A 21,670-nucleotide genomic window follows, 5' to 3' on the forward strand; every position below is an offset into this window, starting at 1 on the left:
CCGGGCTGGTGTAATCCCGCCGGATTGACGTCTTATGCCGCCTAAAGGCGCCATGTTTGCGCGTCAAGACCCGGGATATTACTCCTTTGTATCAGGCCGAAACTCGAATGTGGTTCGAGAAAAGCCCAAAAACCGCCCATTTTTTTGTAAAAAACGCGGTATTACTAGCAAAAACCCTACTCTCCGCCGAATGCCATTCGGCCTGCGGCGGACCTCCTTGCTACCTGCCCGACAACGCCACGCCCAGGTACTGGCCGTAAGCGCTTTCGGTCAAGCGGAACCACGGCATCTCGCTATCGCGAAAGCCCATGCAACTGTCGTGTATCGCCTTGAACTTTGGGTCTTTGGCGGCCAAATCCTTGTAGACCTGCTGTGTGGTTTCGAACGCCACGTCCATGATGGCGCGCGGAAATGTGCGAATTTGCGCGCCACTTGCGGTCAGTTGCGCCAACGCGGCCGGGTTGCGCGCGTCGTAGCGCGCGGTCAGCGACACGTGCGCCGCCAGCGACGCCGCCTGCACCACCGCCTGATAATGCTTGGGCAGCTTGTTCCAGGCTTCGTCATTGATATAGAGCGACAACTGTTCGCCCGCCGCCCACCAGCCGGGTGCGTAGTAATACTTAGCTACTTTATTCAGGCCGCGCTTCTCGTCGTCGTAGGCCCCTGCCCCGGCCACGGCTTGCAGACCGTCTTTCTCGAACGCTTCCGACAAAGGCTTGGCGGGGTCAGCCGGCTGGGGTGACACGCCCATGCGCGCCAGCACTTCGGCGGGCAAGCCGTCCACCCGCATCTTCAGGTCTTTCAAGTCGCCCAGCCGCTTGATTTCTTTGGCGTACCAGCCGCCCATCTGCGCGCCGGTATTGCCCAGCGGAAAGTTGATGATTTTCTCGGGCTTGAAGAGTTCGCGGGTCAGGCGCAGGCCATCGCCTTCGCTCATCCAGGCATTCATCTGGCGCGCGTTCAGGCCGAAGGGCACCACCGCATCAAAGCAAAAGGCGGGATTCTTGGCGAAGAAGAGCCGCGATGAACCGTGGCCGCATTCCACCTTGTTGGTGGAGACGGCTTCAAGCAGGTCGGCTGCGGCGGCGATTTCGCCTTCGGGGAAGTGGCGGATGTTGAACTTGCCGCCCGTGGCTTCAGAGACGAACTTGCAGAAGTGCTCGCCCGCGCCGATGCGCAGGTCGAGCGTGCTGGGGAATGCAGAGGCCAGGCGCCAGCTCAACGACGGCATATCCTGCGCGAACGCGGGCGCGCTGACGGCCGCCCCCGTTGCGACGGCGCCGAATCCGGCGTGCTTCAAGAATGAACGTCGTTGCATCTCTTGGCTCCTCACCAGCAACCTCAAGGGCGTCGAGCACCTCAAGGACTTCGAGCAATACCCGCCGGATATTACACGTTGAAGGGGGTCGGAATCGCTAGAGGAATTCCCCAGCGAGTCAGGAATTGCAAAGCGGAAGACGAAGGGGGAATGCAGCGTCGGCCAGCGAAGCCTGAATACGTGGCCGGAATGCTTCGCCGGCCAGCGAAGCCTGAATACGTGGCCGGATGCGGCGTCGGACGGCGAAGGCTGAATGCATAGCCGGATGCGGCCTCGGCCAACGGGATGAGCAAGCGCGGCGGCGGCCGATGGCCAGCGCCGCGCTTGTTGCGGGCATCAGGTCCCGGCGATGGCCATTTGCTCGATCAGGATCGAGCCGGTGGTCTTCGTGCCGCGCGAGATGGTGTCGGCGCCAATACCCACGATCTGCTGGAACATGTCAGCCAGATTGCCGGCGATGGTCACTTCCTGCACAGCGTGCTGGATCTTGCCGTTTTCCACCCAGTAGCCGAATGCGCCACGCGAGTAATCGCCGGTGACGTAATTGACACCCTGGCCGATCAGTTCGGTGACGAGAAAGCCCGTGCCCATCTTCTTCAGCATGGCTTCGAAGTCGTCGCCGCGCTGGGTCAGCGTGGAGCTGAACACCAGGTTGTGCGAACCGCCCGCGTTGCCGGTGGTGGTCATGCCGAGCTTGCGCGCGGTGTAGGACGACAGGAAGTAGCCTTCCAGCACTCCGGCCGACACGACGCTGCGGCGGCGCGTGCGCACGCCTTCATCGTCGAACGGCGAGCTGCCCATGCCGCCCGCGATGTGCGGGTCTTCGGTCAGGTTGATGTGCTTGGGGAAGATCGGCTTGCCCAGAGAATCGATCAGGAAGCTGGCCTTGCGATACAACGCGCCGCCATTGACGGCTTGCGTCAGCGCGCCGACCAGGCCCAGCGCCAGCGGCGCTTCGAACAGCACCGGGAACTTGCCGGTACGGATGCGGCGGGCCGACAGGCGCGACAGCGTGCGCTCGGCGGCATAGCGGCCGATGGCTTCGGGCGAGGCCAGTTTGGCCGGGTCGCGTTCGGAGGTGTACCAGTAGTCGCGCTGCATGCCGTTGCCGCGGCCGGCGATGGGGGCCACGGACAGGCTGTGGCGCGAATACGGGTAGCCGCCCAGAAAGCCACGGGTGTTGCCCATGACGAACTGGCCTTCATAGGTGCCTACGGTGGCGCCGTCGGTGTTGGTGATGCGCGGGTCCACGTCGCGGGCGGCGCGCTCGGCGCGCAGCGCGAGTTCGGCGGCTTCCTCGGTGGACACCGTCCAGGCGTGGTGCAGGTCCAGGTCGGGGAATTCGGTGGCCAGCTGATCGGCGTCGGGCAGGCCGGCGGCCGGGTCAGCGGCGGTGTGGCGGGCGATGTGCCAGGCGGCTTCGACCGTCTGGCGCAGGGCGGCTTCGGAAAAGTCGGAAGTCGAGGCGGAGCCGCGGCTCTGGCCGGCGTAGACCGTCAGGTCCAGCGAGCGATCGCGCGTTTGCTCAACGGTTTCGATGTCGTTCTTACGCACGGAGACCGACAGCCCCAGGCTTTCCGAAACTTCCGCCGCCGCGTCCGAGGCGCCAATTTGGCGCGCGTAGGCGAGGGTTTGTTCGACGAGTTCGGAAAAACGCGCGTGATTCGCCGCCAGCGGCAGGGAGGAGGAGGATTTAACCATTGCTGTCCAATTTGCAGAGACGGTTATCATAGCCAAGTCTGTCATTGCGCAGTTTTCCATGAATTCCCATACTGAAGAAGAATCCGTCGACGACGGTTACGACGAGAACGGCTACGACCGTCCCAGCAAGTCCCAGATCAAGCGTGACATGCACGCGTTGCTGGACCTGGGCAAGCAGCTGATCGAACTGTCCCCCGAACGCCTCAAGCAATTGCCGCTGGCGGAACGCCTCTATGAGGCAATCCGCATGGCGCAGCGCACGACCGGCCGCGAAGGCCGCCGCCGTCAGGTGCACTTCGTGGGCAAGCTGATGCGCGATGCCCCCGCCGACGAGATCCGCGCCCAGCTCGACGTCTGGGAAAACGGCTCGCGCGAAGAAACCGCCGCCATGCACCGGCTGGAAACGCTGCGCGACCGCCTGCTGGACGACGACGACCTGCTGACCAAGCTGCTGGCGAATAATCCGCAAGCCGATGCGCAGCAATTGCGCACGCTGATTCGCGCCGCGCGTAAGGAAAAGCTGGGCAACGCCTCGCTGCTGCAAGGCCAGGAGCCGCAAAAGAAGCACTATCGCGCGCTGTTCCAGGCCTTGAAGACCCTGACGCTCTGACCCCCCTACCCTGAATTTCCGCCGGCCGTCCATGAACGCACCTACCGACCTGCTCGATTGCATCGAGATCGAAACCGCCCCCAACCCCACGCACGCCGTCATCTGGCTGCATGGCTTGGGCGCCGATGGCAACGACTTCGCGCCCATCGTGCCGGAGCTGGACCTGCCTGCTGGCCTGGGCGTGCGCTTCGTGTTCCCGAACGCGCCCGTGCAGCGCGTGACGATCAACAACGGCATGTCGATGCGTTCCTGGTACGACATCCTGGTGATGGACCTGGTACGCGTGGAAGACGCCAAGGGCATCCGCGCATCCGAAGCCGCCATCCACAAGCTGATCGCGCGTGAAAACGCGCGTGGCATCCCCACATCGAACATCGTGCTGGCGGGCTTCTCGCAAGGCAGCGCGATGACCTTGCACACGGGCCTGCGCTTGCCGGAAAAGCTGGCGGGGATGATGGCGCTGTCGGGCTACCTGCCGCTGGTGGATACCGCCGAAGCCGAGCGCAATAGCGCCAACAACGCCACCCCGATCTTCATGGCCCACGGCCAGTACGATCCGGTGGTGTCGCTGGCGCGGGCCGAGGCATCGCTGACGGAATTGAAGCGCCTGGGTTACGACGTGCGCTGGCACACGTACCCGATGCCGCATTCGGTGTGCGCCGAAGAAGTCCGCGACATCTCGGCGTTTTTGAATGGCGTGTTGAAGTGATATTGGTTTGATGATGGGTGGCGCGCGGTGACTTTCCACGCGCCCGCCCCATCCTTTCAACCCCGCTCAACCCACTCTTTCCGCTCGGCCGCCCGCAACCTTCCCCCCGCGGCCAAAACCCATTTCTGTATACCAAGTGGTATTCAAGCCCTGAATTTTCCGGGCTTCGCTGGCGCTCGTCCATAGAGAAAAACGCCAATCGCAAAATGCTTGCCGCCCATTTGTGTTGAATATAGTATTCGATCCATGCCTTATCGGCCCGGGCAGCACACGTTCGGGCTTCCCTGTTGTTGTTGTCGATTCCATCCCTTTGGCCTTGCTGCGCCGGGTTTCGGCGTGCCATACAAGACGCAGGAGAAAGTCCCGTGAAATCCTTGCCACTGCCCCGCTTGGCGGGCGCAGCGCTGCTTGCGCTGCTTGCTCCGCTGGCCGCCCAGGCCGAAGCCCTGAATCCCCCCGTGAAGGTCCGCTACGAAGAAGTCGTGCGTTCCGTTCTATACGTGCCGAAATACGTGGCCCTGTCGCAGGGCTACTTCAAGGACGCCGGGCTGGACGTGTCCATGAAGACGTCACAAGGCACCGACAAGGGCATGACCGCCCTGCTGTCGGGCAGCGCCGACATCGTGCTGATCGGCCCCGAGGCTTCCATCTATGTGCAGAACAGCGAATCGCCCGTCAAACCGAAAATCTTTGCCGGGCTGACCGCGACCGACGGCTTCTTCCTGCTGGCGCGCAAACCCATCGACAAGTTTGACTGGTCCATGCTCAAGGGCAAGGAAGTCATCGGCTTTCGCCCCGGGTCCAACCCGATCGTGTTCCTGGAAACCGCGCTGCGCAAGCATGGGCTGGACCCGCAGAAAGACGTCAAGCTGCTGAACAACATCGGCATTCCGGCGCGCGCAGGCGCGTGGATGGCAGGCCAGGGTGAATACGGCATCTTCCTGGAACCCGAAGCCGGCGAACTGGTGCGCAACGGCAAAGGCTACATCGTGGCCTCGGTGGGCCATGAAGTCGGCCAGGTGGACTACACCGTCTTCACCTCCACCGACAAATACATCCGCGACAACCCCAAGGTGATTCAGGCCTGGACCGATGTAGTGGCGCGCGCCGAGAAATACGTGAAGGACACGCCGGCCGCCACGCTCGCCCCGCAGATCATGACGTTCTTTCCCGGCATGGACCAGGGCGCGATAACGGAAGCCATCGACCGCTACAAGCAATATCAAATCTGGAAGACGTCGCCGCTGGTCACCGCCGAGGCGATGAACAAGCTGCAAGACATGCTGATCGCCAGCGCCGTCATGAAGGACTCCGCCCGCGTGAAGTATGAAGACGTGGTGGTGGCTGATTTTGCCAAGAAGGTGCAGTAATGGGCGCCGCCATCCATAACCTGAAGCCGGCCGCCGCCACGGCGAAGATCGAGCTGCGCGACGTATGCCTGTCGTACTTCACGACGGAAGGCGAAACCGAAGCGCTGTCGAACGTGTCGTTCACGTTGGCGCCGGGGGAATTCGTCAGCCTGATTGGCCAAAGCGGCTGTGGCAAGAGCACCTTGCTGTCGCTGATTGCCGGGTTGATTCCGCCCACATCAGGCGCCGTGATGATCGACGGCCAGGGCGTGACGAAGCCCAACCCGCGCATCGGCTACATGCTGCAGCAAGATTATCTTTTCGAATGGCGAACCATCCTGGACAACGTGATGCTGGGCGCCGAAATCCAGGGCAGACGCGATGCGCGCAGCGAGGCGCGCGCCGTGCACCTGCTGGAAAAATGCGGGCTGGGCGCCTTCCTGACGCATACGCCGCGCCAGTTGTCGGGCGGCATGCGGCAGCGCGCGGCGCTGGCGCGCACGCTGGTGACCGAGCCCGACGTGATTCTGCTGGACGAGCCCTTCTCGGCGCTGGATTCACAGACGCGGCTGGCGATCTCGGATGAAGTGGTGGACATTCTGCGCCGCGAAGGCAAGACCGTGGTGCTGGTCACGCACGACATCGGCGAAGCCATTGCCATGACGGACCGCGTCATCGTGCTGTCGCGCCGGCCGGGGCGGCTGAAAAGCCAGTACCGCATCCACTATGGTGACGGCGCGCGGCCCACGCCCTTCCAGGCGCGCTCGCGTCCGGAATTCAATGCTTACTTCAAACAGCTGTGGGACGAGCTGGACGTCCACGTGGAGGGTTGACCCATGAATGCGCCCATCGCCAACACCGTTCCCTTGCGCGCCGTGCGTGCGCCCAGTGAAAAATATCTGGACTACCTGCGCCGCGACCGCGCCCGCAAACGCAACATCCGCCTGACGCAGGCGCTGCTGATGGTGGCTTTTCTGTGCGCCTGGGAAATCCTGCCGCGCATGCACATCCTGAACCCGCTGTTGACGAGCTACCCCAGCGCGCTGTGGCCCACGTTCATCGAATTGTGGAACCACGGCAATCTGGCCAAGCACATCATGACGACGCTGTCGGCCACGCTGGTCGGCTTCACGCTGAGCATGGCGATCGGCATCGTGGTGGCGGCCGCATTGTGGTGGTCGGACTTTCTGTACAAGGTGCTGGACCCCTTCCTGGTCGTGGCCAACGCCATGCCCAAGATCGCCTTCGTGCCGATCTTTTATCTGTGGCTGGGCTCGGACTACGCGGTGTACGGCATGGCGGTCGCCATCGCGGTGTTCGTCACGATCATGGTCGTGTACGCGGGCTTTCGCGGTATCGACCTGAACAAGGTGAAACTTGCCCACACCTTCGGCGCCAACCGCTGGCAAGTGCTGACCAAAGTGGTGCTGCCGGGCAGCGTGCCCACGTTGATCGCGGCCGTGAAGATGAACATCGGCCTGGCGCTGGTGGGCGTTATCGTGGGCGAATTCCAGTCGGCGGATTCCGGCCTGGGCTTTTTGATCATGAACGGCAGCCAGGTATTCAAGCTGAACATCGTCATGACGGCCATCGCCATGCTGGCGCTGATCTCCAGCGTGATGTACCTGATCATCTACCGCATCGAAGCCGCCGTGGCGCGGCGCTACGGATAAGGAATCGACATGCAATTTCCGCAATGGGTACAAGACCGCGTGGTGGCCCGGCAGGGCTGCCTGCATCCGTACGACGAACTGCCCGCGGCTCGCACCGCGGTGGTCGTGGTGGACATGCAGCAGTACTTCACGCTGCCGGGTTACCAGGGGGAATGCGCGCCGGCCCGCGAAATCATCACGCCGGTGAACCGCCTGTGCGACGCCGTGCGCGCGGCGGGCGGCGTGGTCGTCTGGATACAGACGGCGTCGGACAACGCCGATGCGTTCTGGTCGCATCACCATGGCGTGATGCTGACGCCGGAGCGCAGTGCGCGCCGGCTGGAAACGCTGCGCCGCGATTCCCCGGGCTTTCAGCTGCATCCTGACCTGCATGCACAGGAATCGGACTTGCGCGTGGTGAAGCGCTTCTACAGCGCGATGGCGCCGGGTTCATCCGAGCTGGAACCGCTGCTGCGCGGGCTGGGTGTAGACACGCTGCTGATTGCCGGCACTGTCACCAACGTCTGCTGCGAATCCACGGCGCGCGATGCGATGATGCGCGACTTCCGCACCATCATGGTCGACGACGCGCTGGCCGCCGTAACCCCGGCCGAGCACGAGCATTCCCTGCATGGATGGATGCTTTTCTTTGGCGACGTGCTGTCGGTGGACGAAGTGACATCACGCCTGACGCCCGCGCAGGCGGCCAGAAAAACCGCCTGAACAGGCCGCGTCAGATCGGGAGGCGCTAGGCCAAGCCGCGGTCAGGCCGGACCGGGCCGAGCCGCGTCGGGCCAAGCCGGGCCCGGCCTTGTCGAGCCGCCTCAAGCCAGATTCAACCAGACCCGGCGCATCGTCGGGTCTTCCGGATCTGCGTCGTTAGTGAAGCCCAGACGTGTCATCAGCGACAGCATGGGCCGGTTGGTCGACAGCACCAGGCCATCGATATATTCCAGCCCCTGCTCGCGCGCCGCGTCGATCAACGCCGTCATCAGCTGATGGCCCAGGCCGCGCCGCTGCCAGTCGTCGCCAATCACCAGCGCGTATTCCGCCCCGCGCCCGTCGGGGTTGCGCAGGTAGTGCGCAAACCCCACGATGACCTCGCGCGGATGCCCGCGGTTGGCCGGGTTGGGCACCTGCGTGGCCGCCACCAGCGCCAGCTCGCGGTGATAGTCCACCTGCGTGTAGCGAGACACCATGCGCGGCGTCAGCTCGCGCATCATCGACACGAAGCGCATGTAGCGTGACCGTTCCGACAAGCCACGAATGAATTCCTGCAAGGCCTCGCCGTCTTCAGGGCGGATCGGGCGCAGCACCCACGGGATGCCGTCGTTGAAGCGACGCACCTGCACCAGACGCGTGGGGTACGGGTGTATCGCCATATGCGGATAGCCCGACGTCTGCGGCGTTTCACAGCCCGGCGTTTCGGTCAGCGTCATGCGCAGGCCACCCGCGCGCAGATGCGCTTCACCGGCGTAGAGCGGGTCGATGTCCAGCGATTCGATGTCGGGCAATTCCGACACCATTTCCGACACCAGCACCACCGCCTGTTGCAGCGATTCGGCCGCCATGTGGCCGACTCGCGGCGCCAGCACCCGGCGCCACAGCCGGCTGCGTTCAATCAGCTGACGGGCCAGGAAGCCATTAAGCGGCGGCAGGTCCATACCGCGATCAGCCACGGACAGCACCGCGTCGGGGCCACCCGCGCCAAAGCGCACGACCGGCCCGAACTGCGGATCACGCCGCACGCGGATCGCCATGGGACGGGATTCGGGTTCCACCGACGCCACGTCCACCGGCATGTCGCGCAGCGGCACGTAGAACAGGCTCAGCAAGGTCCGGATTTCTGATGTATTCAACTCGCGCCGGCAGTCAGCGCGCACGCGCGCGATCAGCTCGCGGGCGGCGGCCAGGTCGGGCACATGCGTGGGCGGCTCTTGCGGCTGCGTCTGCAACAGCAGCTGCTGGTTGTAATGGTGAGACGCCAACACGCCGAACGCATCCGCGGCGGACTCCGGCGTGCGAAACGCAGACGTGCCCGCGTCGTCCAGCATGCGCCGCAAGGGCCGCATGCCGGCGTCGCCCATGAAGCAGGTGACGACGGGCTTCTTCGCCTTGGGTGCAATCTGCGCCAGCTCGCGCGCGACGGCGGGCATGTCAGACAGCGCGTCGGGCGCCAGCAGCACCAGCACGCCATCCACGCCCGTGTCATCCAGCACGGCCTCAAGAATGGTGCGGATGCGTTCCGGCGTCAGCGGCGTATAGGTGATGACCGGGTTGGCGACGGCGGCGTCCGGCTCCAACATGGCTTCAAGCGCGCGCCGCGTGGCGGGTGCAAGGTCGGCGCGCTGCACGGCGGCGTCGGGGCCGATCAAGTCCATGGCCAATTGCGGCGGGCCGCTGCCGTTTGAGATCAGCGCCACGCGCTGACCTTTCGGACGCCGCGTGTAGCCCAGCACCTTCACCGCCGAGAACAGCTGCACGAAGTAGCGCACGCGCACGGCGCCCGCGCGCCGCAAGGCGGCGTCGAAGATGGCGTCGGCGCCGTCGGCGTCTGACCGCCCGGCCTTCAGCACAATGACGGGTTTGACGCTGGCTGCGGCGCGCAGCGTGCTCATGAATTCGCGCGCCGGGCCCACGTCTTCCAGATACAGCACGATGCTGTCGGTGCGCGGATCGCTGGCCAGGTAGTCCAGCACTTTGGACAAGCCCACCACCGCCTCGTCACCCAGCGACACCGCGGTAGAGAAGCCGATATGCACGTCTTCGGCCCAGTCCATGACCGCGGCCATGATTGAACGCGATTGCGCCAGCAACGCCACCCGGCCCGCGCGCGCCAACACCGGATGCTGGCTGAAGTTCAAGCCGGCGTGCGGGCGCTGCGCGCCAAACGAGCGCGGCCCCAGCAGTTCGCAGCGGTTCTCTTCGGCCCAGGCGCGGCACAGCGCAAGGGTGCCGCGCGGATAGGGGTCAGGCAGAGGGTGGGGCAACAAGATGACCGATCTTGGCGCCAGCGCCGACAGCCGGCGCAGCGTTTCCGGCAACACGGCGGGCGACACGCAAACCAGGGCCAGATCAGGGCGGGCGCCCGCCGCCAGGCCTTCCAACGTGGCGGGCAGCTCGGGCGCGACGCCGACTTCACAGTCCACGATTGTGGTTTTCGCCTTCAAAGCGGGCGATAGCGACCCCGTCGCCGGCAGGGGCCGGTCGGCAACGATCACCAGCGAGCTGGGTTCGAACATCGGGGCAAGCGCGTGTCGCAGCATAGGGGGTGCGCCCTAATCTAAAATACCGTTCATCGTAACAAGACAAGCCCGCCGTCCGCTTGATGTGGACCCTGCCCGACGCCGCTTTGTGGCGCCGCAGCCGCTATCATTGCCACCTATGACCTCCAACGCCACTTCCCCCATTCGTACCCGTTTCGCGCCTTCGCCCACGGGTTTCCTGCACTTGGGCGGCGCGCGCACCGCGCTGTTCTCCTGGGCCTTCGCGCGCCACCATCAAGGCACGTTCGTGTTGCGCATTGAAGACACGGACGTCGAACGCTCCACGCCGGAAGCGGTGCAGGCCATTCTGGACAGCATGGAATGGCTGGGCATGCAGCCCGACGAAGGCCCCTTCTATCAGATGCAGCGCATGGACCGCTACCGCGAAGTGGTTGCGCAGATGCTGGCCGCCGGCACCGCTTACCACTGCTACAGCTCGCCTGAAGAAGTGGAAGCCATGCGCGAAGCCGCCCGCGCCCGTGGCGACAAGCCGCGTTACGACGGCACCTGGCGCCCGGAAGCCGGCAAGACGCTGCCTGCCATCCCCGAAGGCCGCAAGCCCGTCGTGCGTTTCAAGAATCCGCAAGAAGGCGCCACGTCCTGGAACGACATGGTCAAGGGCACGATCAGCTTCGACAACACCGAACTTGACGACCTGATCATCGCGCGCCCGGACGGCACGCCCACGTACAACTTCTGCGTCGTGGTTGACGACTGGGACATGGGCATCACGCACGTCCTGCGCGGCGATGACCACGTCAACAACACCCCGCGCCAGATCAACATCCTGCGCGCGCTGGGCGCGACGCTGCCCGAATATGGCCATGTGCCGATGATTCTGGGTCCGGATGGCGAAAAGCTGTCCAAGCGCCACGGCGCGGTCAACGTCATGGAGTACGACAACGAGGGCTATCTGCCCGAGGCCATGATCAACTACCTGGCCCGCCTGGGCTGGAGCCACGGCGACGACGAACTCTTCTCGCGCGAACAGCTGGTGTCCTGGTTTGATACCAAGCACCTGTCGAAGTCGGCGTCGCAATGGGACCCGAAGAAGTTGAACTGGGTCAATGCCCACTACATCAAGCAGATGGACAACGCCGAACTCGCAGAGCGCGTGGCTCCGCGCGTGGCGAACCGTGGCGGCCATCCGGAAAAGATTGATCTGCCGGGCGTGATGGGCTTGTTGAAAGACCGCGCTGAAACGCTTGAGCAACTGGCCGACGGCGCCATGCTGTTCTGCGCCCCGTTCGCGCCCGCCGCGCCGGAACTGATCGAACAGCACCTGACCGCCCCGGCGCGCGAAGCGCTGGCCGATTTTGCGCAGCGCGCGCAAGACACCGACTGGACCCGCGAAGCGCTGTCGGCGCTGATCAAGGCGGTGCTGGCGGATCGCGGTTTGAAGATGCCGCAACTGGCCATTCCGCTGCGCGTGGCCGTCACCGGCCAGACGCAAACCCCGGCGGTTGACGCCGTGCTGGCCTTGCTGGGCAAGCAGACGGTGCTGGCGCGCCTGGCGGCGATCTAAGGTCCAAGCAGCCTGAAGCCCATAGCCCGCGGGCCTTGTTCATCGATGGATGAACAAGGCCCGCGGTGTTTTGGGGCGCACGCAAGGCGCCAGTCGCTGCCCTCAGGCTTGCTGCATGGCCGCCCGCACCTTCAGCGCCCGCGCGAAGAACGCGCCCAGCAACGGCAGCAGCACGGCTGATCCGCCAAACAGGGCCGCCGCCCCAATCTCGTCCACCACCGCCCCCGCCAACGCCACGCCGGCCGCCTGCCCCATGAAAAGGCACGACGCGAACCAGGCCACGGCCGTGCCGCGCGCGGACGGCACCATCTGCGTGGCGTTCGTCTGCAAGGTTGCGTGCAGCAGGTAATAGCCGAAGCCCGCCAGCACGCTGGCAAGCAAACTCCACATCCAGACCGGCCCCAACAAGTACGACAGGAACGCCACGCTCAGCACCAGGCCACCCGCGATGGCCAGCCCGCGTTCGCCCAAACGCTTCAAGATGCGGCCGGCGACCACCGTATAGATCAGGCCGCCTACGGCATACACCGCAACGAGCGCGCCCGCTGCGGTCAGAGAAATGTCGAACCGTTCGTGCAGGTACGACGGCGCGAATGCCAGGGCGCCGAACACCAGCAAGCCTTCGGCAAAGACCGTCGCCAGCACGATGCGCGCCCACGGCGTGCCCAGCACCAGCCGCGCCTGCGCAACAAAACCCTTCGTGGCTGCGCCGGCTTCAACCTGGCCAAAGCCGGTCGCGCGCTGGCGCCGCACTTCGAAATGCAGCAACACGCCCACGGTCAGATAGCCCACAACCAGCGCGGCAAAGGCCCAGCGCCAGCCGATGGTGTCGGCGAACAGCCCGCCCGCCAACTGGCCGGCCGACATGCCCAGGATGGTGCCGGTCAAAAAGCGCGCCAAGGTCGCCTGACGGCGTTCATACGGCACGTTGTCGCCGATCCAGGCCATGGACAGCGGCACGATGCCCGCCCCCGCCGCGCCCGACAGCGCACGGCAGAGCACCAGCACATCCAGGGATTCCGCCATCACGGCGCCCGCGCTGCCCAGCGCACACGCCACGGTCGCGACGCTGACGACCCGGAACTTGCCGTAGCGGTCGCCCACCGGCCCGAAGAACATTTGCAGCACGCCATAGGCCACCGCAAACGCCGTCACCGCGCGCGCAGCCTGGCCGGTGGTCGTGCCGAATTCCGCCGCCAATTGCGGCAGCATGGGATCGCAGATACGGAACGCGCTGGCGCTGACGAAAGCGGCCAGGGCAAGCAGCGCAATGGCGCGTGCTTCAGAGGACATGGCGGGCATGGGGAACCGGCGGCTAGGCAAAAGTCGAAGCCCGCACCTTACCGCAGCCCAGCCATCTTGGTGTAGCCGCCGGGCGGAGTGTCCGCCCGGCGCAACGGTCAACCGCGACCGACGGGGTCAACCGGTAGAACCGTCAGCCTGTCAGTAAGGCAAGCGGTAGCCCGAGGGCATGCGGCGCGCGGTCACGAGCTGGCCGCCGCTTTTCAGTTCGCGCAGCGTCAGCTTGGCCTGCTCGACCTTTTCAACGCGGTAGCGGTTTTTGTAGATGGGGTCGTTGGCGTCTACGGGCTCGCCGGCGGATTTCGTGGTCTGCATCGTATAGACGCCGTCCGCCACGGTCCAACAGCCGGTCTCGCGCAACGCGGGGCGCGTCTTGCGGCCAATCTTCAACAACGACTCGAAGGCCATCGTGCCATCGGCGGACAACACGGTCAGCGATTGCAAGTCGCCGCTGACGTCGCGCGGCTTCGTGTTCGACAACCAGGTGCCGATCATGGGATCGCCGCTTTTGGCCGGCACGCAGGCCACCGGCTTGGGCGGTTCCGCGGGCTGGGCCTCGGTGATGACGGCGGGCTTTCTGGCGACGCAACCGGCCAGAATAAGTACGGCGCAGGCGATGCCGGCCGAACGCAAATACACACTGCTCATGACTTCCTCAACACGTCTGTCGACGCGCCGCACCGATCACACCGGCACGTCCTCCGCGCAGCAAACATGACGCACTCTAAAGAGCCGCCAAGGAAGAATCAACGACGATCCGCGCGGTGTGCAATTGCGCAACAGTCGGGCCCTGAAAGCCCCTGTTTTAGGCGCGGAACACGCACGAATGCGTTGGTTTCAAACGACACTGCGTCCGCCGCGCAGCGCCTTTGCACGCAGCATTTCTTCCATGCGCGCCGCAGCCGGCGACAGGCTGCGTCCGGCCAGCCGCGTGATGCCCAATTCGCGTTCGATGCGAGGCCGCGCCAACGGCACGAACGCGAGTTCCGGCGAGTCTGGCGGCACGCCCAAGCGCGCCAGCACGGTGACGCCCACGCCGCGTTCCAGCATCGCCAGCAGCGACATCATGTTGGACACGAACACTTGCCGGTCCATCATGAACGCCGCTTGCGGGTAGCCAGCCAATTGGCGGTGGGCAACGGTGCCCACCAAGGGCAAGTCGGCGATCTCGCGCCACGTCACAGACTTGCGTCCCGCCCACGGATGGCCGCGATGGCAGACCAGGCCAAATGCATCACGCAGCAGCGGCTCGAACGTCAGCCGGCGGTCCTGTAGCACCGGGCTGCAAACACCAATTTCCACTTCGCCCGCCAGCACCATGCGCTCGACCCCTTCGGAGTTGTCATCGAACAGGCGCAGCGCCACCGCCGGATAGCGTTCGCGATAGACGCCCACCAGCTCCGGCAGCCAGTGCGTGGCCACCGTGGCGACTGACGCCATCGTCAACGTGCCGGCCCCGTTATTGGCCAAGCCGGATAACGCGCCCGCAACGCGGTCGTGATGCTCGACCAGTTCGCGCGCCAATGGCAGGCAATCTTGCCCGAAGCGCGTCAGCGTATTGCGGTTGCCAAGCTCAAACAGCGGCTGGCCCAGGCGCTGCTCCATTTCACGGATGGACAACGACAACGCCGGTTGCGAGCGAAACGCCCGAGCCGCCGCCGCGCGAAAGCTGCGCAGTTCCGCCACCAGCAAAAAGTGCCGGTAATGCGTGATGGATAAATCGGGAAGCGAACGCATGCGTAAAGACAGCCGGCGGGTGATTTGGAAACCTTATTGATTCATAGGAAAAATAAAGTTTTCTGATCATAGGGCGGCACTTAACATGGCCGCAAGATGAATGCTCCTATCCCTGCCTTTGCCCCTACGCCGTCCGCCCCCGGCGCGCCACCCATCGACCCGCTGGATTTCAGCTTGGCCGACCAGTTGCCCACTCGCCGCGCTGGCAGCGGCCGGCTGGTAATCGGCGCGACGCCGCAAGACGGCAGGCCCGGTCTGCTGTTTGTGCCGGGCGCGTATCACGGCGCCTGGTGCTACGCGCACTATCTGGACTACTTCGCCAAAGCAGGCCTGGCCTGCGCGGCGCTTGATCTGCGCGGCCACGGCGCGCTGCCGCAAGACGCCGCCTTCCCGTCCGTGACCATCGCGGACTTGGGTCAGGACGTGGTCAGCGCGCTGGATGTGTTGGATCGCCCCACCGTGGTCGTCGGCCACAGCATGGGCGCCTTGCCTGCCATGCTGGCCGCACAAGCGCGCCCGGTTGCCGGCGTGGTGCTGATGGCGCCGTCCCCGCCCGGTGACCTGCCCGGCGCGCTCGGCCTGCCGCCGGTGCCTGCTGACACGCCGCGTGCCGCGCCCGCCGCAACCGAAATCCGCGCGCGCTTTCTGGCCACCACGCCCAACCGCGACGTCAGCGCCGTGTCGCAACGCCTGAATGCCGAAAGCCCGCAGGTGTTGAACGACCGCTACCTGCTGCGCGTGGCGATCAAGGCCGAGTCGATCAACGCCCCCGGCCTGTGCCTGGAAGCGGGCCTGGACACGCACGACCGCCATCCGCCTGGCCAGGATCAGGCGATTGCGCGCCGCTACGGGTTTTCGCATCAGGTGCTTGCCGATCAACCGCACTGCATGATGTATGCCGACCACTGGCAGGTCAGCGCGGCCGCGATCCTGGCGTGGCATCAAGAGCACTTCGGCTGAGCCCGTTCGATCCCGAACCACGACAAGCACAACATCACCCTCACCACCACGATTTCAACAACGACAACAGCGCGCACGCCGCATGCCGCGCAAGCGCGCCATCAGGAGACAAGCATGTCCATTTCCCGCCACCTTCGTCCGGCGCTGCTTACTGCGGGCCTGATGCTGGCTGCGTCGGCGCATGCCGCCGGCTGGCCCGAAAAGCCCGTGACGATCATCGTGCCGTCCGCACCGGGCGGCGCAGCCGATCTGACCGCGCGCACGTTCGCCCAGTACCTGGGCGCGAAGACGGGGCAAACGGTTGTGGTCGAAGACCGCCCCGGCGCAGGCGGCATCGTCGGCACCAATGCGTCGAAAAATGCGGCCGCCGATGGCTACACGTTCCTGCTGTCGACGAACTCCACGCATGCAGCGAACCAGTTCCTGTACAAGAGCCTGCCGTACGACGCGCAGAAGGATTTTCGCCAAGTCGGCTTGCTAGGCACCTTCGGCACGGTGGGCGTCGTGGCCCCCGGCAGCCCGTATCGCACGGTGCCGGAGCTGGTGGACTACGCCCGCGCGCATCCCGGCGAGGTCTTCTTCGGCTACTACAGCTCGTCGTCGCAAGTGCCGTCTGAACTGTTCAAGCAGCGCGCCGGCATCAACATCACCGGCGCGGCGTACAAGAACATCACGCAAATCATCACCGACCTGCGCGGCAAGCAGATCAGCTTTGCGTTCGTGGACTACCTGACCGCCATGGGCCAGATCGACGGCAAGGGCTTGATTCCCATTGCCGTCACGGGCGCCCAGCCGCATCCGGCCTGGCCCAGCGTGCCGACGATGGCGAGCTATTACCCGGATTTCGTCGTCGCAGGATGGCTGGGCTTATCGGCGCCCGCCGGCACGCCCGCCGACATCGTGGAAAAGATGAACGCCCACATGCAGGCGGCCGTCAAAGATGAAGCCACCGCCAGCAAGCTGCGCGCATTGGGTCTGACCCCGGAATCGATGGATGTGGCGCGCTTTGACGCGTTCGTGAAGGAAGACACGGCGCGCTGGAAGGAGTGGATTCGCATTTCGGGCATACAACCCCAATAGCCTTCCACCCGGGGGCTTCACCCCGGCAACCAGCCGCTTTTCGCAAGATTTCACGCGCCCTCTATATATAGAGGGCGCGTCTGTTTGCGGGGACGGCGTCGGGCGGCGCCGTTTGGCAGCGCGCGTTACAGCGGCAAACGCTGTTCGTGCTTGATTTCGCGCAGCGCGACGATGGTGCGCGTCTGGCGGATGCCCGGCATGTTGAACAGGAACCGGTGCAGGAAGCGGTCATACGCTTCGGGGCTTTCCACCAGGATCTTCAACAGAAAGTCCGAATCGCCCGTCACCGCGTAGCACTCCAGGATCTCGGGCGCGTCGCGCACCGATCGCTCGAAGTTCTCGACCGTGTTCGACGAATGCCGCTCCAGGCTGATCTGCGCAAACATGCAGCCCAGCCCCACCTTGCTGCGGTCGACCTGGGCGCTATAGCCCTGAATCACCCCGCTGGCTTCCATCGCCTTCACCCGCCGCCACACCGGGGCGGCCGACAGGCCCACCTTGTCCGACAGTTGCTGCGCCGAGGCCCGGCCGTCCTCTTGCAAGGCCTTGAGGATGCCGATATCGGTCTTGTCCATCGCTTTGTCTCCTGGTTTTTATCGAACACGAAATGTTCATTGCGAATTATAGGGATAGCACGATCCAAAAACGCAATAAATCGGATGCCCCGCGAACCTATCATGGTGCGAAATACCAGGAGCATTCACTATGGACGGCACTCCCGCCCCCGAACCCCAGCTGGACCTTGAGTACCAGCTTGCCGACAACCTGACCCGAGAGTCCGGCCGCATCTTCCTGACGGGGACGCAAGCGCTCGTCCGCATCATGCTCACGCAGGCCCGCGTCGACCGCGAACGCGGGCTGAACACCGCCGGCTTCGTGTCGGGTTACCGGGGTTCGCCGCTGGGCGGCGTCGACATGGCGATGTGGAAGTCGAAGAAGGCGCTGGACGCCAGCAAAATCTCGTTCCTGCCCGGCATCAACGAAGACATGGCCGCCACCGCCGTCATGGGCACGCAGCAGGCCGGCGTGCGCGCCGACCGCAACGTCGATGGCGTCTTCGCCATGTGGTACGGCAAGGGCCCGGGTGTGGACCGCGCGGGCGACGCGCTGCATCACGGCAATGCCGCAGGCGCATCGCGCAATGGCGGCGTGCTGGTGGTGGTGGGCGATGACCACACCGCCGTCTCGTCGTCGATTCCGCACGCCAGTGAAGCGTCACTGATTGGTTGGCAGATGCCGATCGTGCATCCGACGTCCATCGACGAGTACGAAACGTTCGCGCTATGGGCTTGGGCGCTGTCGCGCTATTCCGGCACCTGGGTCGCCTTCAAGGCCGTGTCCGAGACCATCGAAAGCGGCCACTCGTTCACGCCCGCCGCCGTTCAGCACTACGACATGCCCGCCGACCCGGACATGCCGCCCGAATCGCTGGAGTATTCCGCGCGCGATTTCCTGTCGCTGGCTGTCGAGACGCGCATGAACCTGCGCATGAAGGCCGTGGCTGCGTTTGCGCGCCGCCACAGCATCGACCGCCTGACCTGTCCCGCACCCCGCGCCACCGTGGGGATCGTGACGGTGGGCAAGGCGCATCTGGACACCATGGAAGCGCTGGCGCGATTGGGCGTAGACACCGTCACCGCCAACGCACCCGTGCGCATCTACAAGCCGGGCCTGACGTGGCCGCTGGATGGCGAACGGCTGCTGGAGTTTGCGCGCGGCCTGTCGCACATCCTGGTCATCGAAGAAAAAGGCGCGGTGGTCGAAAGCCAGATCAAGGACCTGTTGTTCAACCTGCCGGAGCGCCCATCCGTCATCGGCAAGAAGGGCTTTGCCGGTGAAACGATGGTGCCGTCCGCAGGCCAGTTGCGGCCGTCGCTGTTGGCGCAGCCGCTGGCCGGCTGGCTGACGCGCACCGCGGGCTTGCCGCTGGCGGCGGACATGGCGGCGTTCGAATGCCAGGCCGCGCTGTCCAACGACGCCGACGGCATGCGCCGCCGCCCCTATTTCTGTTCGGGCTGTCCGCACAGCACGTCGACCAAAGTGCCCGAAGGCAGCCAGGCGCTGTCGGGCGTGGGCTGCCACTACATGGCTGCCTGGATGGACCGCGACACCGGCGGCCTGACGCAGATGGGCGGCGAAGGCGTGGACTGGATCGGCCTGTCTCGCTACACGAAGATGCCGCACATCTTCCAGAACATGGGCGAAGGCACCTACTACCACTCGGGTTATCTGGCGATCCGCCAAGCGGTCGCCGCGCGCGCCAACATCACCTACAAGATTCTGTTCAACGATGCGGTGGCGATGACGGGCGGGCAGCCTGTAGACGGGCCGATCTCGGTGCCGCAGATTTGCCAGCAGCTGCGTGGCGAAAACGTGGCGCGCATTGTCGTCACCAGCGACGAGCCTGAAAAATACCAAGGCGTGGACCTGGGTCCGAACATCAACGTGCACCATCGCCGCGACCTGGACGCGCTGCAACGCGAGCTGCGCGACATTCCCGGCGTGACCGTGCTGATCCACGATCAAACCTGCGCCGCCGAAAAACGCCGCCGCCGCAAGAAGAACCAATTCCCGGACCCGGCACGCCGCATGCTGATCAACAGCGCGGTCTGCGAAGGCTGCGGCGATTGCGGCGTGCAATCGAACTGCCTGTCGGTGGTGCCGCTGGAAACGCCGTATGGCCGCAAGCGCGCCATCGATCAGTCCAGCTGCAACAAGGACTATTCCTGCGCGGAAGGTTTCTGCCCGAGCTTTGTGTCCGTCATGGGCGGCAAGCCCAGGAAAAGCGCGGCGCCCAAGACCGATCAGGAACGTCTGCAACGCCTGATCGAGCAACTGCCGATGCCGGCGACACCCGCGCTTGACCGGCCTTACCGCCTGCTCGTCGCGGGCATGGGCGGCACCGGCGTCATCACCATCGGCGCCATCGTGTCGATGGCGGCGCATCTGGAAGGGCTGTCTGCGGCGGTGCTGGACCTGACGGGCCTGGCGCAAAAGGGCGGCACGGTCGTCAGCCACATCCGCCTGGCGCCTGCGGGCGCCTCGGCCGGCCCGGTGCGGTTGGATTGGCAACAGGCCGACGCCGCGATCCTGTGCGACCCGGTGGCCTCTGTTGCGCCGGATTCACTCGGTGCGCTGCGCCGCGGGCACACGCAGGTCACGGTCAACACGTATGTGGCGCCCGTGTCCGAGTTCACGCGCAACCCCGATGCCGCCATGCGCCCCGAAGCGCTGCTGGCCAAGATCCGCCATGCGGCGGGCGATGCCAACACGGCTGCCATCGATGCGCACGAAGCCGCGCTGGCATTGTTCGGCGACAGCATCCTGTCCAACATGTTCATGCTGGGTTATGCGTGGCAGCGTGGCGGCGTGCCGCTGTCGCAAGCCGCCATCAACCGCGCCATCGAATTGAATGGCGTGGCGGTGGCCGCCAACCGGGCCGCGTTCGACAGCGGCCGTCTGGCCGCGCATCAGCCCGACGCGCTGGACAGCGCGCTGCGTCCGCGCGCACAAGTCGTGCAGCTGCACGTGCCCGAGACCTTCGAACGCGCCGTTGCGCGCCGTATCGCGGACCTGACGGCGTATCAAAACGCGAACTATGCCCGCGAATATCAGGACGTGGTGGAAGCCATCGCGGCCCGTGAACGCGAACTGGCGCCCGACGCGAAGACGCCGCGCCTGGCCATGGCGGTGGCCCGCGGCCTGTTCAAGCTGATGGCCTACAAAGACGAATACGAAGTGGCGCGCCTCTATACCGGCGACGACTTCCAGGCGCAATTGAAGGGCCAGTTCGAAGGCGACTACAGCCTGCGCTTTCATATGGCGCCGCCGATATTTGCCCGCAAGGACCCGCGCACCGGCGTGCCGCGCAAGATGACGTTGGGCCCGCGCACGATGACGGCACTGAAATTGCTGACGCGCATGAAGGGGTTGCGCGGCACGTGGTTCGATCCCTTCGGCCACACCGCCGAACGCAAGATGGAACGCGCGCTCGTCAAAGAGTACCGCCAGACCATAGACCAGCTGCTTGTAGGGTTGACCCGAGACAAGCTCGCACAAGCGGCTACAATCGCCGGCCTTGCAGAAACCATCCGTGGCTACGGTCACGTGAAGGCTTCGAACGTCGAGAAGTATCGGACGGAATTGGGTCGATTGATGCAGAGCTATATGGCACCGGCCCCGCGCGACATGCCCCTGCGGAAAACCGCATAAACATTCGCTCTGAGCGGTCCTGTCCTAGGCGCGCCTTACTGGGCGCGCCTAGTGCATTTAGTAACAATCTTTTGTGAGCATCGTCATAATCTTTTCTTGTCCCTGTAGTTCTCGATCACTAGAATTAGTGTCCAACGAGGGGTGCTACACTATATGTTGTGGTCGCCTAAGCGCTGATTCTCGTCGGCCACGCCTTTTGGACTAGTCCGTCCAAGCGTTCCGACCCCCTCTAAAAGATCCACATTCGTA

At 64.8% G+C, this 21,670-nt stretch carries 17 protein-coding genes; 10 read left to right on the forward strand and 7 right to left on the reverse strand.

All coding sequences use genetic code 11. The annotated features are described in order from the left end of the window. Nucleotides 1-220: 220 nt before the first annotated feature. Nucleotides 221-1,318 (reverse strand): TRAP transporter substrate-binding protein, encoded by a 1,098-nt coding sequence (locus tag HV765_RS28130; protein ID WP_054427278.1) that lies wholly within the window; start codon nt 1,316-1,318, stop codon nt 221-223. A 336-nt stretch (nt 1,319-1,654) separates the two neighbouring features. Further along, complete coding sequence (gene pmbA, locus HV765_RS28135) at nt 1,655-3,019, reverse strand: metalloprotease PmbA (protein ID WP_175171654.1); 1,365 nt, start codon at nt 3,017-3,019, stop codon at nt 1,655-1,657. 58 nt (nt 3,020-3,077) lie between these two features. On the opposite strand from pmbA, the gene yjgA reads away from it, so the two are divergent. From yjgA to HV765_RS28165, 6 genes are all read left to right on the forward strand, one after another. Further along, nucleotides 3,078-3,629 (forward strand): ribosome biogenesis factor YjgA, encoded by a 552-nt coding sequence (yjgA, locus tag HV765_RS28140; RefSeq protein ID WP_054427276.1) that lies wholly within the window; start codon nt 3,078-3,080, stop codon nt 3,627-3,629. Nucleotides 3,630-3,660: 31 nt separating this feature from the next. Further along, a complete protein-coding gene (locus HV765_RS28145; protein WP_175171655.1) occupies nt 3,661-4,338 on the forward strand; it encodes an alpha/beta hydrolase in 678 nt (225 codons plus the stop codon). A gap of 365 nt (nt 4,339-4,703) precedes the next feature. Beyond that, nucleotides 4,704-5,708, forward strand: a complete 1,005-nt coding sequence (locus HV765_RS28150) for an ABC transporter substrate-binding protein (protein ID WP_054427274.1) — start codon at nt 4,704-4,706, stop codon at nt 5,706-5,708. Further along, the gene (locus HV765_RS28155; protein ID WP_054427273.1) at nt 5,708-6,520 is read left to right on the forward strand and encodes an ABC transporter ATP-binding protein; all 813 of its coding nucleotides are present in this window, start codon (nt 5,708-5,710) and stop codon (nt 6,518-6,520) included. Before HV765_RS28150 ends, HV765_RS28155 begins: the two co-directional genes overlap by 1 nt. Nucleotides 6,521-6,523: 3 nt before the next feature. Further along, nucleotides 6,524-7,360 (forward strand): ABC transporter permease, encoded by an 837-nt coding sequence (locus HV765_RS28160; protein WP_175171656.1) that lies wholly within the window; start codon nt 6,524-6,526, stop codon nt 7,358-7,360. A gap of 9 nt (nt 7,361-7,369) precedes the next feature. Next, complete coding sequence (locus HV765_RS28165; RefSeq protein WP_054427271.1) at nt 7,370-8,062, forward strand: cysteine hydrolase family protein; 693 nt, start codon at nt 7,370-7,372, stop codon at nt 8,060-8,062. A gap of 101 nt (nt 8,063-8,163) precedes the next feature. On the opposite strand, the gene HV765_RS28170 is transcribed toward HV765_RS28165, so the two are convergent. Further along, nucleotides 8,164-10,605 carry a bifunctional acetate--CoA ligase family protein/GNAT family N-acetyltransferase gene (locus HV765_RS28170; RefSeq protein WP_054427270.1) on the reverse strand — a complete coding sequence of 814 codons (2,442 nt, stop codon included), beginning with the start codon at nt 10,603-10,605 and terminating at the stop codon, nt 8,164-8,166. A 118-nt stretch (nt 10,606-10,723) separates the two neighbouring features. On the opposite strand from HV765_RS28170, the gene gltX reads away from it, so the two are divergent. Continuing rightward, nucleotides 10,724-12,130, forward strand: coding sequence for a glutamate--tRNA ligase (gltX, locus tag HV765_RS28175; RefSeq protein ID WP_054427269.1), 1,407 nt, complete (start codon nt 10,724-10,726; stop codon nt 12,128-12,130). A gap of 102 nt (nt 12,131-12,232) precedes the next feature. Here the strand turns inward: gltX and HV765_RS28180 are convergent, their stop codons facing one another. The 3 genes from HV765_RS28180 to HV765_RS28190 all read right to left on the reverse strand — a co-directional run bounded on the left by HV765_RS28180 (nt 12,233) and on the right by HV765_RS28190 (nt 15,169). Further along, complete coding sequence (locus HV765_RS28180) at nt 12,233-13,432, reverse strand: MFS transporter (protein WP_175171657.1); 1,200 nt, start codon at nt 13,430-13,432, stop codon at nt 12,233-12,235. Nucleotides 13,433-13,573: 141 nt separating this feature from the next. After that, nucleotides 13,574-14,080, reverse strand: a complete 507-nt coding sequence (locus HV765_RS28185) for a hypothetical protein (protein ID WP_054427268.1) — start codon at nt 14,078-14,080, stop codon at nt 13,574-13,576. 189 nt (nt 14,081-14,269) lie between these two features. Further along, entirely contained in the window at nt 14,270-15,169 is a 900-nt protein-coding gene (locus tag HV765_RS28190; protein WP_175171658.1) for a LysR family transcriptional regulator, read from the reverse strand. A 96-nt stretch (nt 15,170-15,265) separates the two neighbouring features. On the opposite strand from HV765_RS28190, the gene HV765_RS28195 reads away from it, so the two are divergent. Together HV765_RS28195 and HV765_RS28200 are read left to right on the forward strand one after the other, a co-directional pair. Beyond that, nucleotides 15,266-16,129 carry an alpha/beta hydrolase gene (locus HV765_RS28195; RefSeq protein ID WP_175171659.1) on the forward strand — a complete coding sequence of 288 codons (864 nt, stop codon included), beginning with the start codon at nt 15,266-15,268 and terminating at the stop codon, nt 16,127-16,129. 114 nt (nt 16,130-16,243) lie between these two features. Next, nucleotides 16,244-17,209, forward strand: a complete 966-nt coding sequence (locus HV765_RS28200; protein ID WP_175171660.1) for a Bug family tripartite tricarboxylate transporter substrate binding protein — start codon at nt 16,244-16,246, stop codon at nt 17,207-17,209. Between the two features lie 125 nt (nt 17,210-17,334). Here HV765_RS28200 and HV765_RS28205 read toward each other — a convergent pair whose 3' ends face one another. After that, the gene (locus tag HV765_RS28205) at nt 17,335-17,784 is read right to left on the reverse strand and encodes an Lrp/AsnC family transcriptional regulator (RefSeq protein ID WP_006217287.1); all 450 of its coding nucleotides are present in this window, start codon (nt 17,782-17,784) and stop codon (nt 17,335-17,337) included. Nucleotides 17,785-17,914: 130 nt separating this feature from the next. Here HV765_RS28205 and HV765_RS28210 point away from each other — a divergent pair, with 130 nt between their 5' ends. Further along, nucleotides 17,915-21,421, forward strand: coding sequence for an indolepyruvate ferredoxin oxidoreductase family protein (locus HV765_RS28210; RefSeq protein ID WP_175171661.1), 3,507 nt, complete (start codon nt 17,915-17,917; stop codon nt 21,419-21,421). Nucleotides 21,422-21,670: the final 249 nt, after the last annotated feature.

The sequence above is a fragment of the Achromobacter kerstersii genome, assembly GCF_902859595.1.
Taxonomy (GTDB): domain Bacteria; phylum Pseudomonadota; class Gammaproteobacteria; order Burkholderiales; family Burkholderiaceae_B; genus Achromobacter; species Achromobacter kerstersii.

What these genes read in the sequence shown, in the direction of transcription:
- HV765_RS28155 (WP_054427273.1), top strand. Translation starts at nt 5,708, where the DNA reads ATGGGCGCCGCCATCCATAACCTGAAGCCGGCCGCCGCCACGGCGAAG.
- HV765_RS28185 (WP_054427268.1), bottom strand. Translation starts at nt 14,080, where the DNA reads ATGAGCAGTGTGTATTTGCGTTCGGCCGGCATCGCCTGCGCCGTACTT.
- HV765_RS28210 (WP_175171661.1), top strand. Translation starts at nt 17,915, where the DNA reads ATGGACGGCACTCCCGCCCCCGAACCCCAGCTGGACCTTGAGTACCAG.
- HV765_RS28200 (WP_175171660.1), top strand. Translation starts at nt 16,244, where the DNA reads ATGTCCATTTCCCGCCACCTTCGTCCGGCGCTGCTTACTGCGGGCCTG.
- yjgA (WP_054427276.1), top strand. Translation starts at nt 3,078, where the DNA reads ATGAATTCCCATACTGAAGAAGAATCCGTCGACGACGGTTACGACGAG.
- HV765_RS28160 (WP_175171656.1), top strand. Translation starts at nt 6,524, where the DNA reads ATGAATGCGCCCATCGCCAACACCGTTCCCTTGCGCGCCGTGCGTGCG.
- HV765_RS28145 (WP_175171655.1), top strand. Translation starts at nt 3,661, where the DNA reads ATGAACGCACCTACCGACCTGCTCGATTGCATCGAGATCGAAACCGCC.
- HV765_RS28170 (WP_054427270.1), bottom strand. Translation starts at nt 10,605, where the DNA reads ATGCTGCGACACGCGCTTGCCCCGATGTTCGAACCCAGCTCGCTGGTG.
- pmbA (WP_175171654.1), bottom strand. Translation starts at nt 3,019, where the DNA reads ATGGTTAAATCCTCCTCCTCCCTGCCGCTGGCGGCGAATCACGCGCGT.
- HV765_RS28205 (WP_006217287.1), bottom strand. Translation starts at nt 17,784, where the DNA reads ATGGACAAGACCGATATCGGCATCCTCAAGGCCTTGCAAGAGGACGGC.
- HV765_RS28130 (WP_054427278.1), bottom strand. Translation starts at nt 1,318, where the DNA reads ATGCAACGACGTTCATTCTTGAAGCACGCCGGATTCGGCGCCGTCGCA.
- HV765_RS28195 (WP_175171659.1), top strand. Translation starts at nt 15,266, where the DNA reads ATGAATGCTCCTATCCCTGCCTTTGCCCCTACGCCGTCCGCCCCCGGC.
- HV765_RS28180 (WP_175171657.1), bottom strand. Translation starts at nt 13,432, where the DNA reads ATGCCCGCCATGTCCTCTGAAGCACGCGCCATTGCGCTGCTTGCCCTG.
- HV765_RS28190 (WP_175171658.1), bottom strand. Translation starts at nt 15,169, where the DNA reads ATGCGTTCGCTTCCCGATTTATCCATCACGCATTACCGGCACTTTTTG.
- HV765_RS28165 (WP_054427271.1), top strand. Translation starts at nt 7,370, where the DNA reads ATGCAATTTCCGCAATGGGTACAAGACCGCGTGGTGGCCCGGCAGGGC.
- gltX (WP_054427269.1), top strand. Translation starts at nt 10,724, where the DNA reads ATGACCTCCAACGCCACTTCCCCCATTCGTACCCGTTTCGCGCCTTCG.